This is a genomic window from Cellulomonas hominis, from assembly GCF_005239125.1.
In the GTDB taxonomy this organism is placed as follows: domain Bacteria; phylum Actinomycetota; class Actinomycetes; order Actinomycetales; family Cellulomonadaceae; genus Cellulomonas; species Cellulomonas hominis_A.
Genome location: NZ_SZYE01000078.1, coordinates 1 through 16,693, shown reverse-complemented (window position 1 = coordinate 16,693; position 16,693 = coordinate 1). Strand labels below are relative to the sequence as shown.

The 16,693-nt window shown below is 75.5% G+C and carries 14 protein-coding genes and 1 tRNA gene; 13 read left to right on the top strand and 2 right to left on the bottom strand.

From position 1 onward, the window contains the following. The 12 genes from FA014_RS10860 to FA014_RS10805 form a co-directional block, all read left to right on the top strand. Window positions 1–403, top strand: a 403-nt coding sequence (locus tag FA014_RS10860; protein WP_195969252.1) for an FtsB family cell division protein, incomplete at its 5' end; no start/stop codon positions are given. A 56-nt stretch (window positions 404–459) separates the two neighbouring features. Beyond that, on the top strand, window positions 460–987 hold the full coding sequence (locus FA014_RS10855) for a DUF501 domain-containing protein (protein WP_255733750.1): 528 nt from the start codon (window positions 460–462) through the stop codon (window positions 985–987). Window positions 988–1,029: 42 nt separating this feature from the next. Further along, window positions 1,030–2,001 carry a Ppx/GppA phosphatase family protein gene (locus tag FA014_RS10850; protein ID WP_154729698.1) on the top strand — a complete coding sequence of 324 codons (972 nt, stop codon included), beginning with the start codon at window positions 1,030–1,032 and terminating at the stop codon, window positions 1,999–2,001. Window positions 2,002–2,429: 428 nt separating this feature from the next. Next, window positions 2,430–2,759, top strand: coding sequence for a PadR family transcriptional regulator (locus FA014_RS10845; RefSeq protein ID WP_154729697.1), 330 nt, complete (start codon window positions 2,430–2,432; stop codon window positions 2,757–2,759). Further along, window positions 2,756–4,066 (top strand): HAAS signaling domain-containing protein, encoded by a 1,311-nt coding sequence (locus tag FA014_RS10840; RefSeq protein WP_154729696.1) that lies wholly within the window; start codon window positions 2,756–2,758, stop codon window positions 4,064–4,066. Before FA014_RS10845 ends, FA014_RS10840 begins: the two co-directional genes overlap by 4 nt. Before the next feature lie 91 nt (window positions 4,067–4,157). Then, on the top strand, window positions 4,158–5,681 hold the full coding sequence (locus FA014_RS10835) for an NAD(P)/FAD-dependent oxidoreductase (protein ID WP_154729695.1): 1,524 nt from the start codon (window positions 4,158–4,160) through the stop codon (window positions 5,679–5,681). Between the two features lie 95 nt (window positions 5,682–5,776). Further along, window positions 5,777–5,850 (top strand) — tRNA-Leu (locus FA014_RS10830). A gap of 185 nt (window positions 5,851–6,035) precedes the next feature. After that, on the top strand, window positions 6,036–7,574 hold the full coding sequence (locus FA014_RS10825; RefSeq protein WP_154729694.1) for an MDR family MFS transporter: 1,539 nt from the start codon (window positions 6,036–6,038) through the stop codon (window positions 7,572–7,574). Between the two features lie 423 nt (window positions 7,575–7,997). Then, on the top strand, window positions 7,998–9,056 hold the full coding sequence (locus FA014_RS10820; protein ID WP_154729693.1) for a hypothetical protein: 1,059 nt from the start codon (window positions 7,998–8,000) through the stop codon (window positions 9,054–9,056). Between the two features lies 1 nt (window position 9,057). Further along, a complete protein-coding gene (locus FA014_RS10815) occupies window positions 9,058–10,785 on the top strand; it encodes a hypothetical protein (protein WP_230323061.1) in 1,728 nt (575 codons plus the stop codon). Next, window positions 10,782–11,525: an ABC transporter ATP-binding protein gene (locus tag FA014_RS10810; RefSeq protein WP_154729692.1), complete on the top strand. Its 744-nt coding sequence runs from the start codon at window positions 10,782–10,784 to the stop codon at window positions 11,523–11,525. Before FA014_RS10815 ends, FA014_RS10810 begins: the two co-directional genes overlap by 4 nt. Further along, on the top strand, window positions 11,522–12,784 hold the full coding sequence (locus tag FA014_RS10805; protein WP_230323060.1) for an ABC transporter permease: 1,263 nt from the start codon (window positions 11,522–11,524) through the stop codon (window positions 12,782–12,784). Before FA014_RS10810 ends, FA014_RS10805 begins: the two co-directional genes overlap by 4 nt. A 12-nt stretch (window positions 12,785–12,796) precedes the next feature. On the opposite strand, the gene FA014_RS10800 is transcribed toward FA014_RS10805, so the two are convergent. Further along, complete coding sequence (locus FA014_RS10800) at window positions 12,797–13,447, bottom strand: TetR/AcrR family transcriptional regulator (protein WP_154729691.1); 651 nt, start codon at window positions 13,445–13,447, stop codon at window positions 12,797–12,799. Window positions 13,448–13,640: 193 nt separating this feature from the next. Then, window positions 13,641–15,695, bottom strand: coding sequence for a beta-galactosidase (locus FA014_RS10795; RefSeq protein ID WP_230323059.1), 2,055 nt, complete (start codon window positions 15,693–15,695; stop codon window positions 13,641–13,643). Between the two features lie 218 nt (window positions 15,696–15,913). On the opposite strand from FA014_RS10795, the gene FA014_RS10790 reads away from it, so the two are divergent. Next, on the top strand, window positions 15,914–16,693 hold a 780-nt coding region (locus FA014_RS10790; protein ID WP_154729690.1), incomplete at its 3' end, for an ANTAR domain-containing protein.

The following is a 16,693-nucleotide window of genomic DNA, read 5'->3' as shown; positions in this document are numbered from 1 at the left end:
GGTCGCCGCCGCCGAGCAGGACAACGAGGACCTGCAGGCCGAGCTCGACCGGTGGTCCGACCCCGCCTACGTCGAGGCGCAGGCGCGCGAGCGGCTCGCCTTCGTCATGCCGGGGGAGCGGGCGCTGCGCGTCGCCGACCCGGAGGTCGTGCCGGACGACACCGCGACCGACCCCGAGGTCACCTCGCCCGGCACCGTGGAGTCCGACGACCCGACCCGCCCGTGGTACGCCCAGCTGTGGGACTCCGTGCAGGTCGCGGGCGCAGCGGGCACGGGGACGTCCGGCCCGGAGGGCACCGGGACCGAGGGGTCCGCGGGCACCGGCGCGCCGGGGGAGAATGGGACCGCGCCGGACGGCACCGGGACCCAGGGTTCGGACGGGCCGACGGCGCCGACCCCCTGACGCCGACCGCCCGAGGACCGCACGTGACCGACCTGCCCCGCACCCCGGCGCCCGCGCTGCCCGACCCGGCGGACGTGCCGCGCGCCCGGCACGACGCCCCCGAGGTCACCGAGGCCGACCTCGTCGTCCTGCGCGAGCAGCTCGGCCGGCCCGCGCGCGGCGTCGTCGGCGTCGCCGCCCGGTGCGCCTGCGGGCGGCCGCTCGTCGTCCGCACCGCGCCCCGGCTCGACGACGGCACCCCGTTCCCGACGACCTACTACCTCACCTGCCCGCCCGCCGTCGGCGCCGTCAGCACCCTCGAGGCCACCGGCCTTATGAAGGAGCTCACCGCCCGCGTGCAGGACGAGCCGGAGCTCGCCGCCGCGTACCGGCGCGCGCACGAGGCGTACCTCGCCGACCGCGCGGAGCTGGGCGACGTGCCGGAGATCGCGGGCATCTCCGCCGGCGGCATGCCGACCCGGGTGAAGTGCCTGCACGTCGTCGTCGGGCACGCGCTCGCCGCCGGGCCGGGCGTGAACCCCGTCGGCGACGACGTCCTGCTGCGGCTGCGCGACGTGTGGCGCCCGGACCGCTGCACCTGCTGACGCCGGGCGCGCGGCCCACGTCCGGGATGGGATGATCTCCGCGTGACGCGTGTGGCTGCCATCGACTGCGGGACCAACTCCATCCGGCTCCTGGTGGCCGACGTCGACGCGGAGGCGGGGACCCTCACGGACCTCGACCGCCGCATGGAGGTCGTCCGGCTCGGCCAGGGCGTCGACCGCACCGGCCGGATCGCCCCCGAGGCGATGGTGCGCACCCTCGACGCCACCCGCCGGTACGCGCAGGTCTGCCGCGACCTCGGCGTCGAGGCCGTCCGGTTCGTCGCCACCAGCGCGTCCCGCGACGCCGAGAACCGGGACGAGTTCGTCGCGGGCGTCCGCGAGGCCCTGGGCGTCGAGCCCGAGGTGATCGGCGGCGTCGAGGAGGCCGCGCTGTCGTTCCGCGGGGCGACCGGGGTGCTCGGCGCCACGCACGACGGCCCGTTCCTGGTCGTCGACCTGGGCGGCGGCTCCACCGAGGTCGTGCTGGGGGAGCGGGAGCCCGAGGCCGCCTACTCCATGGACGTCGGCTGCGTCCGGATCACCGAGCGCCACCTGCTGAGCGACCCGCCCACCGCCGAGCAGGTCGCCGCCGCCGAGGCCGACGTGCGGGCCGCCCTGGACGTGGCCGCGCAGCACGTCCCGCTCGGCCGGACCACGACGCTTGTGGGGCTCGCCGGCTCCGTCACCACGATCACGGCCCACGCGCTCGCCCTGCCGGCGTACGACCGGGACGCCATCGACGGCGCCGTCCTCGCGGTCGCCGACGTGGTCGCCGCCTGCGACGACCTGCTCGCCCGCGACCACGACGCCCGCGCGGCCCTCGGCTTCATGCACCCCGGGCGGATCGACGTCATCGGGGCGGGCGCCCTGGTGTGGCGGGCCGTCGTCGGGCGCGTGCGCGCCGAGGTCGAGGCGGCCGGCGGCACGCTGACCGAGGTCGTCACCTCGGAGCACGACATCCTCGACGGCATCGCCTGGAGCGTCGCCGAGCGCACCCGCACCGCGGCCCCCTGACCCGGGGCGCGGCGCGGCGCGGCGCGCGGCCGCGGCGGGGCTGCTCCGCCGAGATCGGTGCTTCGCGCCGAGATCGGTGCTTCGCGCCGAGATCGGTGCGTGCAACCACCGATCTCGCGCGAAACCGCCGTTCTCGACGACTGACACCCCGAGCGGCGAGCGGTGAGCGGGCGAGGGGACGGCGCGGGCGGCGGCCCCGGGGCGGGTGGTGGACGGGTCGGGTCGGGCGGGCGACACGCCGGCGCGGACCCGGTAGTCAACTTCGCCCGGTACTGCGCAATCTGTACTACCGTGTGTCCTGCGGAAGCCGAGGAGGGTCGGCTCCCGCGCCAGACAGCGGGTGCCGCGGCCGACAGGGGGCCGACCGCGGCGCCCGCCCCGCACCGCAGCGACCGCCGGACGCCGGCGGTGGCGACAGGGAGGCCCGGGTGGACACGACCCAGCTGCTCAAGGGAGTGCTCGACGTCGCGGTGCTCGCCGTCGTCGCCGAGGAGGACGGGTACGGCTACGACGTCGTCCGCCGGCTGCGCGCCGCGGGCCTCGCCGAGGTGGGTGACGCGTCCGTCTACGGCACGCTCCGCCGGCTGTACTCGCAGGGCGCGCTGACGTCCTACGTGGTGCCCAGCGACGAGGGCCCCCACCGCAAGTACTACGGGATCAACGCGCAGGGCCGGGCGATGCTGGCCGCCCAGCGCAAGGACTGGCGCGAGTTCGCGGGGACGATGACCCGCCTGCTCGACGAGGAGGCGGCGGCGTGAGCGGGACCCAGGCCGAGACGGGGCGCGCCACCGCGCCCGCGACCGTGGCGGAGTACGCCGCCCGGGTGCGCGAGCACCTTGCGGGGATGCCCCCGGAGCAGGTGGACGACCTGACCGACGGCCTCGAAGCCGACCTCGCGGACGCCCTGGCGGACGAGGCGGCGCCGACGGGGGTCCGTGGCGACCTGATCGCGCTGTTCGGGCCGCCCGCGGACTACGCCCGGGAGCTGCGGGTCGCTGCGGGGCTGCCCGAGCCGGAGCCGGCGACGCACGGTCGCCGAGGGCTGCGCGCCGGGCTCCGGGGGATGCGCGACGACGTCCGTGGCACGGCGCTCCGGGCGAGCGCCGGCCTGCGGCGGCAGCCGTGGTGGCCCGGGGTCCGCGACTTCGGGCTCGCTGTCCGGCCGCTGTGGTGGGTGCTGCGTGCCTGGGTGGTCTACCAGCTGCTGCTGCAGCTGGCGGGCGGCCGGTACGGCTCCTCCGGCGGGAAGGGCGGCTGGGCCCCGGCGGACCTCCCCACCTGGCTGCTGCTCACCGCGCTGGTCGTGGTGAGCGTGCAGTGGGGACGGGGGCTGTGGCTGCCCCGGTCGGGTCGGTGGCTTCCCACGGCGACGGGCGTCCTCGCGGTGGTGCTGCTGGTGCCGGCCGTGATCTGGGCCGAGAGCGGCGCCGTGCGCTGGCAGACCCGGTACGACGTCGCCTACGTCGAGCAGCCCACCGACGGGATCCCCCGCGACGACGGCGTCTGGGTGGACGGCATGCAGGTGAGCAACCTCTTCGTGTACGACGCCGAGGGCAACCCGCTGAGGGACGTCCAGGTGTACGACGACCGGGGCCGTCCGGTGCGGACCACGACGGACGACGGGTGGTCCACCTGGTCGCTGCCGGGTCTGACCGAGGAGTGGAACTTCCTCCCCGCCGTGGACGAGGACGGCCGCACCCGGTGGAACGTCTACCCGCTGCTCGGGGCACCGAACGCGGACTTCGACTGGGACCGCCTCGGCGTGGAGGAGTCCGCGCAGGACCCTGCGGACGTGCTGACCACCGACCCGCGCGTGCCGCCGCGGCCGTTCGCCAAGGCTCCCGCGGTGGTCGAGCGCCGGGCGGCGGAGGAACCGACGGGGGCGCCGTCCGCGGGTCCGGGGTCACCGTCGGCCGACCCTTCCGCCGGACCGTCGGCCGACGCCGCCGCCGGGCCCGCGGATGCCGCGGACGACGCTGCCGTCGCGCAGTCCAGCACCCGGGACGGAGGTCCCGGCGATGCGTCCTCCACGACCCAGGAGAACGCCACCACCGCCGCTCCGTGACCAGGCCCGACCCCCAAACCCGGGACTTTGTGCCCAGAATCACGTGTCCTCGGTTGGCCCCGGAGAAGTCATGGGACGTACCGTTGGATACATGTCTGAGTCCACCGTCACGACCCCGGCGCCGCAGTCCGCCACGTCGCGCAAGGTGCCGCGCATCGTCATCCTCGGCGGCGGGTCCGTGGGGCTGTACTCCGCCCGCCGGCTCCGTCGTCGCCTGGGCAACCGGGAGGCCGCGATCGTCGTGGTCGACCCGCGCCCGTACATGACGTACGCGCCGTTCCTGCCCGAGGCCGCCGCCGGCTCCATCGACGCGCGCTACGTCGTCGCGCCGCACCGCCGCGCCCTCAAGGGCATCGACTCCCTGCAGGGCAAGGTCTCCGAGATCCGGCACGCGGACCGCAAGGTCCAGGTCACGCCCGAGGAGGGCGAGCCGTACTGGATCACCTACGACCACCTGATCGTGGGCCTCGGCTCGGTCGCCCGCACGCTGCCCATCCCGGGCCTGGCGGAGCAGGCGATCGGCTTCAAGAACGTCGAGGAGGCCATCGCCGTCCGCAACCACGTCCTGGGCCGGATCGACCGCGCGTCGTCCACCTGGGACCCGGAGCTGCGCAAGCGCATGCTGACCTTCACCTTCGTCGGCGGAGGGTTCGCCGGCGTCGAGGCGATCGCCGAGGTCGAGGACATGGCCCGCGACGCGGTCAAGCACTACCCGTCGCTCAGCGCGGACGACCTGCGCTTCGTGCTGGTCGAGGGCTCGCGCCGCATCCTGCCCGAGGTGTCCGAGGAGCTCGGCGGCTACACCCTGGAGCAGCTGCGCAAGCGCGGCATCGAGGTGTACCTCTCGACGTTCCTGAACTCGTGCGTCGACGGGCACGTCGTGCTCTCGGACAAGACCGAGTTCGACTCCGAGACCATCGTGTGGACCGCGGGCGTCAAGGCCAACCCGGTCCTGCAGAACTCGGACCTGCCGCTCGACAAGATGGGCCGCGTCACCACCCTCGCGACCCTGCAGATCGTCGACGCCGACGGCCACGTCGTGCCGGACGCGTACGCCGCCGGTGACTGCGCCGCCGTGCCGGACCTGTACAACCCGGGCTCGTTCTGCCCGCCGAACGCCCAGCACGCCATCCGCGAGGCGACGCACCTGGCCGACAACCTGGCCCGGGTCCTGCGCAGCGCCGAGCCGACCGACTACAAGCACAAGAACATCGGTGCGGTCGCGTCCCTCGGCATGTACAAGGGCGTCGCCCAGTTCCTGGGCAAGATCAAGGTCCGCGGGTTCTTCGCGTGGGTGCTGCACCGGTCGTACCACGTGATGGCGATGCCGACCCTGAACCGCAAGATCGCGATCATGTCCGGCTGGACCGCGAACCTGCTGTGGCGCCGCGAGACCGTCGCCCTGGGCTCGATCCACGACCCGCGCGCGGAGTTCCGCGCCGCGTCCGTGCCGCCGAAGCCGAAGCCCGAGGGCGCGCCGGCCGCCCCGGCGAAGGCCGAGGACCACGCCGCGGTGCCCGGCGCCGAGGTGAAGCCCTCGGGTGCCGGCAAGCCCGACGACACGTCGCCGGCCGACGGCTCGCCCGCCGAGGCGAAGCCGGCCGCCAAGGCCTGACGCCCGCCGCGCGGCCGCAGCACCGGAGCCCGTCCACCCCGTCCGGGGTGGGCGGGCTCCGTCGTGCCGGCACCCGTGCTGGCAGGATGGGCGCGGCCCCCGTAGCCCAACCGGCAGAGGCAGCCGGCTTAAACCCGGCCCAGTGCGGGTTCGAACCCCGCCGGGGGCACCCGACCCACCCGCGGCCGCGCAGTCGTCCGCGGAAATCCCGGCGACAGCCCGCGGTCGCGTCGGGAATCATCGGGCGCGTCTGGGACGTTGGTCCCGACGTGCGCCTCCCTCGGGCGTCCGCCGGCTCGGCCGCGGACCCGCTCGCGCGCACCTCACCGCCGACCCCACCCGCGAGGGAGACCTATGACCACTCACGACGACACCGCCCTGCGCGACCGCGCACCGGGCGCCGGCGCCGGGCCGGCCGCCGCGTCCGCCACGACCCCTGCCGCGGCGGCTCCCGCCGGGCCGGTCCGGCTCGCGCCCGGGGACCGGACCCTCATCGGCCTGCTCCTCGTGGCCGGCTTCACCGTGATCCTCAACGAGACCGCGATGGGCGTCGCCCTGCCGGTGCTCATGCAGGAGATGGGTGTCACGGCCGCGACCGGGCAGTGGCTGACCACCGGCTTCATGCTCACGATGGCCGTCGTGATCCCGGCGACCGGCTGGATCATGAACCGGTTCCGGCTGCGGCCGATCTTCATCACCGCGATGTCGCTGTTCGTCGCGGGCACGGCCCTCGCCGCCGCGGCCCCGGGCTTCGGCACGCTGCTGGCCGGCCGCGTCGTCCAGGCGAGCGGCACCGCCGTGATGCTGCCGCTGCTCATGACGACCGCGCTCACCCTGGTCCCGCCGAGCATCCGCGGCCGCACGATGGGCACCATCTCGATCGTCATCTCGGTGGCCCCGGCCATCGGCCCGACGATCTCCGGACTGGTGCTGTCGCAGCTGTCCTGGCGGTGGATCTTCCTGGTGATGCTGCCGATCGCCGGGGTGGCCCTCGCGCTCGGCGCGTGGAAGGTCCGGGACGTCACCGAGCCCTCCGACCACCGGCTCGACGTGCTGTCCCTCGTCATGTCGGCCGTCGGCTTCGGCGCGCTGATCTTCGGCCTGTCCAGCATCGGCGAGTCCGCCGGCGGGCACACGGTCGTCGCGCCGTGGGTCCCGATCGTGGTCGGCGTGCTGGCCCTCGCGGCCTTCGCGGCGCGCCAGATCCGGCTGCAGGGCACCCACGACGGCCCGCTCATGGACCTGCGGGTGTTCACCCGCCGCTCCTACACGGTGTCCGCGCTCGTCCTCGTCGTCGGCTTCATGGCGATGTTCGGCGCGCTGATCGTGCTGCCGATCTTCCTGCAGGGCGTCCTCGCGCTCGGCACCCTGGAGACCGGTCTGCTCCTGCTCCCCGGCGGCCTGGTGATGGGCGCGCTGTCGCCGCTCGTCGGCCGGCTGTTCGACCGGTTCGGCCCGCGGCCGCTGGTCACGCCGGGCGTGCTCGCGCTGAGCGTGGCGCTGTGGCTGCTGTCCACCCTGCACCCGGGCACCCCGGCCGGGGCCGTCGTCGCGGTGCACACGCTGCTCAGCATCGGCCTGGCGTTCATGATCACGCCGCTGTTCACCTCGGCGCTCGGCTCGCTGCCGCGTGACCTGTACGGGCACGGCAGCGCGATCGTGAACACCCTGCAGCAGCTCGCCGGCGCCGCCGGGACCGCGCTGTTCATCACGGTGCTGTCGACCACGACCGCCGCGCGGCTCGCGGACGGCGAGGACGCGCTGACCGCGACCGCGGCGGGCGTGCGCGGGGCGTTCCTGTGGGGCGCGGTCGTGGCCCTCGTCGCGCTCGCCGTCTCGCTGCTGGTCCGGCGGCCGCCCGCCGACGCGGACGCCCTGGTCGCGATGCACTGAGGCGCGGCTCCGCCCCGACGGCCCGGGTTCCCCCTCGCGGGGACCCGGGCCGTCGCCGTCTCCGCGGTGGAGGGGTCTCCGCGGTCACGCTCGCGGCCGACCGCCCGCCCGCCGCCCGCTCGGCGACCGCCCGCCCGCCCGCCGCCCGCCCGGCGTCGGCCCCGCACCTCTCCTGTGCCCCCGCCCTGCCCCGGCTGTGCCCCGGCTCGTCCGCCCCGCGGAGTACCTGCCCCACCGCCACGTCAGCCCCCGGGTGGACGTAGGGGGACCGCCGGCGTCGCTAGCGTCTGCGCCAGTGGACGCGGCGCCAGGCTCACGCGTGCTGATCTCCCGAAACGCCCACGCGGGGAGGGTCGTCCACGCCATGCTGGGCACGCGCGTCGGTGGGGCAGCCGGTGCGCTCACCGACCGAAGGGCCGCACGATGACCACCTCCCGACCTCTCCGTCCCGCGGCCGTGGCCGTGCTCGCGGTCCTGGCGCTCGCCGGATGCTCCGGGGGCGGGGGTGACGGCGGTTCGTCGAAGTCGACGGAGTGGACGCCGGGCCCGCTCGACGAGTACCAGGCGCGGATCTTCGGCTACTCGCTCGACGACGAGCGCTCCGAGGAGGAGGTCCAGGCCGAGTCCGACCGGCAGAACCGCCGCGTCGAGGAGCTGGTCGCCGCCTGCATGGCGGACGAGGGCTTCGACTACACGCCGGCCGAGAACAACGCCAGCGTGGTCATGGGCTCCGAGGACGACCTCGACGTCGAGTGGGGCACCCGCGAGTTCGCCGAGCAGTACGGCTACGCGATCAGCACCGACCCGTGGGGCGACATGGACGCCGGGGAGACCACGGAGTGGGTCGACCCGAACGCCGAGTACGTCGAGGCCATGTCGGAGAGCGAGGCCGCCGCCTGGTCCGAGGCGCTGTACGGGCCGCCGGTCGAGGGCGACGGCGACGAGGCCCAGGAGTACGACTGGACCACCTCGGGCTGCTACGGCGCGGCCCAGCACGAGGTCTACGAGGGCGGCGGCGCGACCGACGAGTTCGCCGGCCTGCAGGACGAGCTCAACCGGTTCTACGAGACCGTCCAGGCGGACCCGCGGGTCGCCGAGCTCGACAACGCGTGGGCCTCCTGCATGGCCGACGAGGGCTTCGACTCGCTGACCGACGCGTCCACCGCGACGGACGCCCTCTACACGGAGTGGAACGGCCTCCAGGGCTGGGAGGACCCGGAGTACCAGGCGCAGATGGAGTCCTGGGACTGGGAGGCGCAGCCGGACGGCCCGCCGGCCCCCGAGGTCGACGAGGCCGCGGTGAAGGCCTTCACCGAGAAGGAGATCAAGCAGGCCGTCGCCGACTTCGGCTGCCAGGAGAAGGTGGACTACGTCGCGGAGCGCACGCGGATCGACCACGAGCTGCAGCAGGAGTTCGTCGACCAGCACGGCGACGAGCTCGAGGCCTGGGCCACCGCCGCGACCGCCGCGCGGGAGGGCTGACGTGACCGCTGGGCACGACCTCGTCCCGTCCGGCCCCGACGGCTCCGTCGGGACCGCCGACCCCGCACCGGAGGCCGCGCCGCGGTCCTGGCGCTCCGGCAACCGCACCCTCGTCGTCCTCGCGGGCGTCGCGGTGGTCAGCCTCGTCGCGGGCCTCGGTCTGTCGCGCCTGGTGCTCAACCCCGCGGAGGCCGCCGCACGGACCGCGCCGCCCGACGCCGGGCCGATCACGGTCCCGGTGGAGAGCCGAGAGCTGAGCAACGACGTCACGGTGCGCGGGGACGTCGTGTTCGACGACGCCGTCGACCTGCGGGTCGAGACCGCCGACCTCGGCGAGCGCGCGGTCGTCACCGGCCAGGTGCCGGAGGTCGGCGCGACGCTCGACGCCGGCTCCGTGGCCCTCGAGGTCGCCGGCCGGCCGGTGCTCGTGCTGCCCGGCGCCCTGCCCACCTACCGCACGCTGAGCCTGGGCGTCTCCGGGCCCGACGTGCTGCAGCTCAAGGCCGCGCTCGCCGCCCTGGGCATCGGTGCCGGCGACGTGACCTCCGACGCGTACGACGGGGCAACCGCCCAGGGCGTCGCCGAGCTGTACCGGCGGGCCGGGTACCCCGCGCCGTCCCCGTCCGACGAGGCCGCCCAGGCCGTGACGGACGCCGAGCGTGCCGTGCGGTCCGCGCAGGCCGAGGTCAGCGCCGCCGAGGGCGCGCTGGCGTCCGCGGGCAACGGGTCCGGCGGTTCGGAGGTGGCCGCGGCCGACGCCGCGGTCCGGTCCGCGGAGCGCGCGGTCACGGCGGCCCAGGTCGCGCTCGACAGCTGCGCGGAGCCCGAGTGCGGTCCCGCCATGCGGGTCGGCCTCCAGAACGACGTCGACAACGCCCGCGACCAGGTCGGCGTCGCCCAGGCCGCGCGCGCCGAGCTCGACGCGGCCCCGAACACCTCCGCCGAGCGCGCGTCGCTGACGGCAGCCCGCGACGGCCTCGCCGACGCGCGCGAGGCGCTCGCGGACGCCAAGGACGCCACCGTCGTGGCGCTGCCCGCGAGCGAGGTCGTGTTCCTCGAGACCCTGCCCCGCCGGGTGGACGCCGTGTCCGTGCGCCGCGGCGGCACCGTCGAGGGCTCGGTGATGAGCGTGTCCGGCGCGACCCTGCAGGTCGTCGCCACCGCCGCCCGCGCCGACGCGGCCCTGCTCGCCGTCGGGGCGACGGGCACCGCGGTGCTCGACGGCCAGGAGTTCCCGGTGACGGTCAGCGCCATCGAGGCGGCCGGCGCGTCCGGCGGCTCGGGCGGCGGGTCCGGCGAGGGCTCCGGCGACGGCGGGTCCGGCGGGGGCTCGGGGGACGGCGGCTCGGGCGGCGACGCCGGCGCCGGGCGGTCCACGATCACCCTGCTGCCCGGCGAGCTCAGCCCGGAGCAGGTCGCCGCCCTCCAGGGCAGCAACGTGCGGGTCAGCATCCCCGTGTCCTCGACGGGCGGCGCCGTCCTGGCCGTGCCGCTGGCCGCGCTCACCGCGGGGCCGGGCGGGGAGTCCCGGGTCGAGGTCATGGCCGACGACGGCAGCACCGCGCTCGTCGAGGTCGAGACCGGCCTCGCCGCCGGCGGCTACGTCGAGGTCACGGCCGCCGAGGGCGCGACGCTCACCGAGGGCGACCTCGTGGTGATCGGGCAGTCCGGCGGCGCGACGGACGACGCGACGACGGAGCCGGACGCGGACGAGGACGCCGACGCGTGACGGCCCTCGACCTGCTCGGGGGCCAGGACGCGGAGGTCGTCGGCGAGGGCGACGGTGACGGCGGGGTCCCGCCCGTCGTCGAGCTGCGCGGCGTGGCGCGGGAGTTCCCCGGCGACCCGCCCGTGGTGGCGCTGCGCCCGAGCGACCTGCGCGTGGAGCGCGGGGACTACGTGTCCGTCGTGGGGCCGTCCGGCTCCGGCAAGTCCACGCTGCTGCACCTGCTCGGCCTGCTCGACCGGCCGACGTCGGGGGAGTACCTGCTGGACGGCGAGCCGACGTCCGAGGCCACCGAGGGGCGGCGCACGGCGCTGCGGGGCGGGCGCATCGGCTTCGTCTTCCAGCAGTTCCACCTCCTGCCGCACCGCACCGTGCTCGACAACGTCCTGCTCGCCACGCTGTACAGCGGCGTCCCGCGGGCCGAGCGGCGCGCCCGCGCGCTCGCGGCGCTCGACCGCGTGCACCTCGGCCACCGGCTGACGTTCCTGCCCACCACGCTGTCCGGCGGCGAGCGGCAGCGCGTCGCCGTCGCCCGCGCCGTCGTCGCGTCGCCCGGCGTCCTGCTCGCCGACGAGCCCACCGGCAACCTGGACACGCACAACTCCGCGGAGGTGCTCGACCTGTTCGACGAGCTGCACGGCGACGGGCTCACGCTCGTGGTCATCACCCACGACGACGTCGTCTCCGCCCGCGCCCGGCGCCGGGTGCGCATCGCCGACGGCCGCCTGACGGAGCTCGCGTGACCGCCCCCGTCCTGACCGCCCCGCGCGGCAGCACCCCCCGCGGCGACCGGTTCGGCCTGCGCGACCTGGTCCGGGAGTCCGCCGCCGGCATCGACGCCCGGCCCGGCCGGCTGTTCCTCACGATCCTCGGCACCGTCCTGGGCATCGCCTCCGTCGTCGTGACGGTGGGCCTCGCGCAGACCGCCGCCGGCCAGATCGCCCGCCGGTTCGACGCCGTCGCGGCCACGCAGGCCATGGCCACCGCGAGCACCACCCGGGGCGCCGACGGCAACCAGCGTGCCACCGCACCCCTGCCGTGGGACGCGGCCGAGCGGGCCGAGCGGCTCGCGGGCGTCGAGGCCGCCGGGCTCGTCGCGCCGGTCGACGTCGACGGGGCGGCCGTCACCGCCGTCCCGGTGAACGACCCGTCCGCGCCGGCCACCACCTCCGTCGCCGTCCTCGCCGGCACCGGCGACCTGCTCGACGCCGTCCGCGGCGAGGTCGTGACCGGCCGGTACTTCGACGCCGGGCACGACGCCCGCGCCGACCGCGTCGTCGTCCTCGGCGTCCGCGCCGCCGACCGGCTCGGCGTCTCCCGGGTCGACCGGCAGCCGTCCGTGTTCATCGGCGACCGCTCGTACACCGTCATCGGCATCGTCGACGGCATGCAGCGCCGGACCGACCTGCGCGACGCGGTCGTCCTGCCCGTCGGCACGGCGCGGGCCGACTTCGGCCTCGCCGCGCCGGAGGAGCTGCACCTGCGGATCGCGGTCGGTGCGGGGCCGGTCGTGGGCGAGCAGCTGCCGATCGCGCTGTCGCCCAACACCCCGGAGACGGTGACCGTGCAGGTGCCCGGCGGTTCCGGCGGGGTCCGCGCGGACGTGCAGGCCGACATCAGCACGATCTTCCTGGCCCTCGGCGGCGTCGCCCTGCTGATCGGCGGCCTCGGCATCGCGAACGTGACCCTGCTGTCCGTCATGGAGCGGACGGGGGAGATCGGCCTGCGCCGGGCCCTCGGCGCGCGGCGCCGGGACATCGCGGCGCAGTTCATGCTCGAGTCCGCGACCGTGGGGCTGCTCGGCGGCATGGTCGGCGCGTCGCTCGGCGTCGCCGCCGTCGTGGCGGTCTCCGCCGCGCAGTCCTGGACGCCGATCCTGCACCTCGGGGTCGTCCTGGTCGCCGCGGCGGGCGGCGGCGTGGTCGGGCTGCTCGCGGGCGTCTACCCGGCGCTCAAGGCCGCGCGCGTCGAGCCGATCGCTGCGCTGCGCGGGGGCGTGTGACGCGCGGTCGGCTCAGCGGTACCCGTCCCACACCGGGGAGGGGTAGAGCACGCGCTCGAACTTCGCCCACTCGGTCACCAGGTCGACCGCGGGGAGCCGGAACGAGCGGATCTGCAGCCCGTCCATCGCCTCGATCGTCATCTCGACCAGGTCGCGCAGCCCGTCGAACGGCCCCGCCTCCGGGGGCAGCCGCCAGGTGAACCCGCGGTAGAACCCCCAGACCTGGTCGGGGCGGTCGAGGAAGTACCGGTGCGCCGGGTGCTCGGGCGACGACGCCTCCACGCCCAGCACGGTGTACAGCCGGAGCAGCTCCGGGCGCGCCGCGTTGAACCCGACGAGGAACCGGAAGTACCCCGGCAGCGAGATCCCGTCCGGGTGCGTCGCGGCGGGGTCGCCCGTGGCCACGTAGTCGTCCGGGGTCCCGCGCCGGTCGTACAGCTGGGAGACGACCAGCTCCAGCAGGCCCTCCTTGGAGCCCACGTGGTGCAGCAGCCCCGCCTGGGTCAGGCCGACCTCCTGCGCCACGTCGGCGAGCGCCATCCCGGTGAACCCGTGCCGGGCGATCAGGCGGGTGGCCGCCTCGAGGATCTGCGCCTGGCGCTGCTCCGGGGTCAGGCGCACGCGGCGGCGCGCCGCCGGCGGGTCCTGGTGCTGCGTCGTCACGTCTCCTGCTTCCGTCGAGCCGTCCGTCCGGCCCGCCGGGGGCGGGGCCACAGCGCAGACTAGCCGCGCCGCGACCCCGCCCGGGCTCGACCTCGGTGCGCGCGGCCTACGCCTTCCTGCCCCGCCCGCGCCGATCCGCGTGGGGCGCGCCGGAGAGCGCAGGCCACGTGCATCCGTGCCGGGCCCCGAGAGGTCAGGACTCCAGGACGACCAGGTCCCAGGCGCCGATCACCAGCGCGTCGCCGGCGGCCACCGCCACGCCGTCCGCCAGCACCGACCGTCCCGCCACCGGGGCGGCCAGCGTCACCGGCGCCGCCGAGTAGTTCAGCAGGTAGGTGATCGCGTTCCCCGCGGCGTTCGTGCCGCGACGCACCGCCACCGTCCCGGCCAGGTCCTGCGCCCAGTCCGCGATCCCCGCGTCCCGCACCGCGAGCCCGAGCGCCGCGCGCAGCAGCTCCGGGGACGTCATCGTGCCGAGGTGGAGCGACTGCCCGTCGCCCACCCGGTTCCGGGTGATCGCCGCGTACCGGCCCCACGCCGGGTGGTCGTACGACGCGAGCACCTCCGCGCCGTGCGGGACCAGCAGCTCCAGGAACGTCTGCGCCCCCGCCGCCGCGCCCGCGGCCGCGCCCGGCGCTGCCGCGAGGTCGCCGTGCAGGGTCAGCCCGACCCCGTCGCCGGGCACCGTGTACTGGTTGTACGTCACGCCGGTGACCTCGGTCAGCCCGTGCGGGGCCGTGTCGTGCCAGACCCGCACGTACTCGTCCGCCACCGCCGTGCGGAACGTCGTCACCAGGTGGCCGCCGCCCCGCACGTACGCGTCCAGCCGGTCCACGGTCGCCTGCGGCGCCGCGTACAGCACCGGCGCCACGACCAGGTCGTACCGGGCCAGGTCCTCGTCGTCGACCGACACGAAGTCGACCTCGACGTTCAGGTCGAACAGCGCGTCGTACACCCGGCGCAGCACGTCGTTGTAGCCGATCGACGACCCGAACACCCCGTCGATGAACCCGACCTCGAGCGTGAACCACTGCAGCGCGGTCAGCGCCTCGTTGCTCACCATGATCGCCGCGCGGTTGTGCTTGCGCAGGTGGATCAGCGACGAGCCGACCCGCTGCACCTCGCGGCCGAACACCCCCGCCTCCTCGTACGTCGGGTTGCTCTGCAGGTCGTGCGACAGCAGCCCGCGCCAGTACGTCTCGAAGGAGTTGTGGATCGAGTGCCAGTGCCAGTACATGAGGCCGTCGGCCCCGCTCGCGAGGTGGCTGTACGCCTGCAGGCGCAGCTGGCCCGGGTAGGGCAGCCACGCGAGCTGGCCCTGCGCCTGGGTCTCCAGCACCAGGTAGTTCGCGCCGCCCTTGATCGAGCGGGTCATGTCGCCGCCGAACGCGATCTCCTTGCCCGTCAGCCGGTCCTGCGTCGGGTGGTAGATGTCCACGCCGGCGACGTCGACCGTCGGCGCCGCACGGAAGTGGTCCACCGCCGGCTGCAGGCCGTACGACCAGCCGGGCGTCCAGTCGAAGTCGAAGTTCTGCGTGACCCACTGGTCCTCGCGGGCGTACTCGCGCACGATCCCCGCCTGCCAGGCGAGGAACTCCTCGACCAGGCGGCGGCGGAACTTGTCGAACTCCGCGCCCAGCGACCCGTTGATGGTCCCGCGCACGTCGGGGAAGTCCTCCCAGGCGTCCACCCGGTTCGACCAGTAGTCCAGGCCGAAGCGGGCGTTCAGCGCGGCCAGGTCGCCGTCGAACTCCTCGCGCAGGTACTTCACGAACCGGCGCTGCACCGCGGGGCCGGCCGTGTCGTGGTACTTCGTCTCGTTGTCGATCTGGAACCCGATCACGCCGCGGCGGTGCGCGGTGTGCCGCATGAGCTCCCGGATGACCCGCTCCGCGTGGAACAGGTAGGTCGGGTTCGTGATGTCCATGATCTGCCGGGCGCCGTAGCGGCCCTCGCCGGCCCGCGTCGTGGCCAGCACGTCCGGGTGCGACTGCACCAGCCACGCCGGCACCGCGTACGTCGGCGTCCCGACGATCACGTGGATCCCGGCCGCCTCGAACGCGTCCAGCGCGCGGTCCACGTGCGTGAAGTCGAAGACCCCGGGCTGCGGCTCGAGCGTGCTCCACGTCGACTCGGCGATGCGCACGACCGTGATCCCGGCCGCCCGCATCATCTCGACGTCCGTCTCGATCCGGTCGGTCGGCATGTACTCGTCGTAGTACGCCGCACCGAACAGGAGCTCGTCCACCGGGTTCACCCTTCGTCGCGCGATGCCGGGTGCCTGCGCGCGGCGCGGGTCCGGCCGGTCCTCCGTCGGACCGGTCGCCACTCTACCTACCGAACGGTAGGTAACGGCAAGCGCCCGTCCCGGCGGCGTCCTCCGGGTGGCGCTCCGGCCCCGCAGGGCGGACACTGGCGCCCTGTGCAGCGCCGCGCAGCGCGCCCATCACGTCAGGGAGCGCACCAATGTCCACCCGGGGGTCCGACGAGGTCGTGCGCATCGACGCCGACGCCTCGCTCGACGCGTTGATCCACACCCTCACCCACCACGCCGCCCGCACGCTCGGCGTCGTCGCGTCCGCCTGCTCCGCGGCCACCGTCCGAGGGTGCGACCGCTGGCTCTCCGCGGCGTCCGTCGCCGTCGCGCGCTGCGACGCCGTCCAGGACCGGAACCGGCTCGGGCCGCGCTACCTCGTCCGCGAGACGGGGGCCCCGGCCGTCGTGCCGGAGGTCGGCGCCGACGAGCGGTGGCCGGTGTGGAGCCACGCCTGCGAGGTGCAGGGATTCCGCTCGGTCCTCGTGGTGCCCGGCACCTACGGCCACGTCACCGTGCACCTGTCGCTGTACTCGCCCGAGACGCCCGACTGGTCCGGCGTCACGCCGCGCGCGCTCGGGCTGGCGCACGGGATCGCGACCGTCGTGGCCGCGCGGGACGAGATCATCGAGCTCGGGCAGACCATGGACGACCTGCTCGCGAGCAGCCGCTCGCAGGCGGTGCTCGACCGCGCCGTCGGTGTGGTCATGGCCCGGCGCGGCTGCGACGCGTCCGAGGCGATCGCGTACCTCAAGGCCGCGTCCGGCGCCCGGGACGCGCGCGAGGTGGCGGCGGGGCTGATCGCCGGCGCGGCGGCGGGCGGCGGGGTGGTGGCGCAGCGGGGCGACGAGGGGCTGCTCGAGGGTGAAGGGCCGCCCGCCGGGCGCGCGACCGTGGGCGGGCAGCCCGTGGCGACGCGGGGCGGGCCCGGC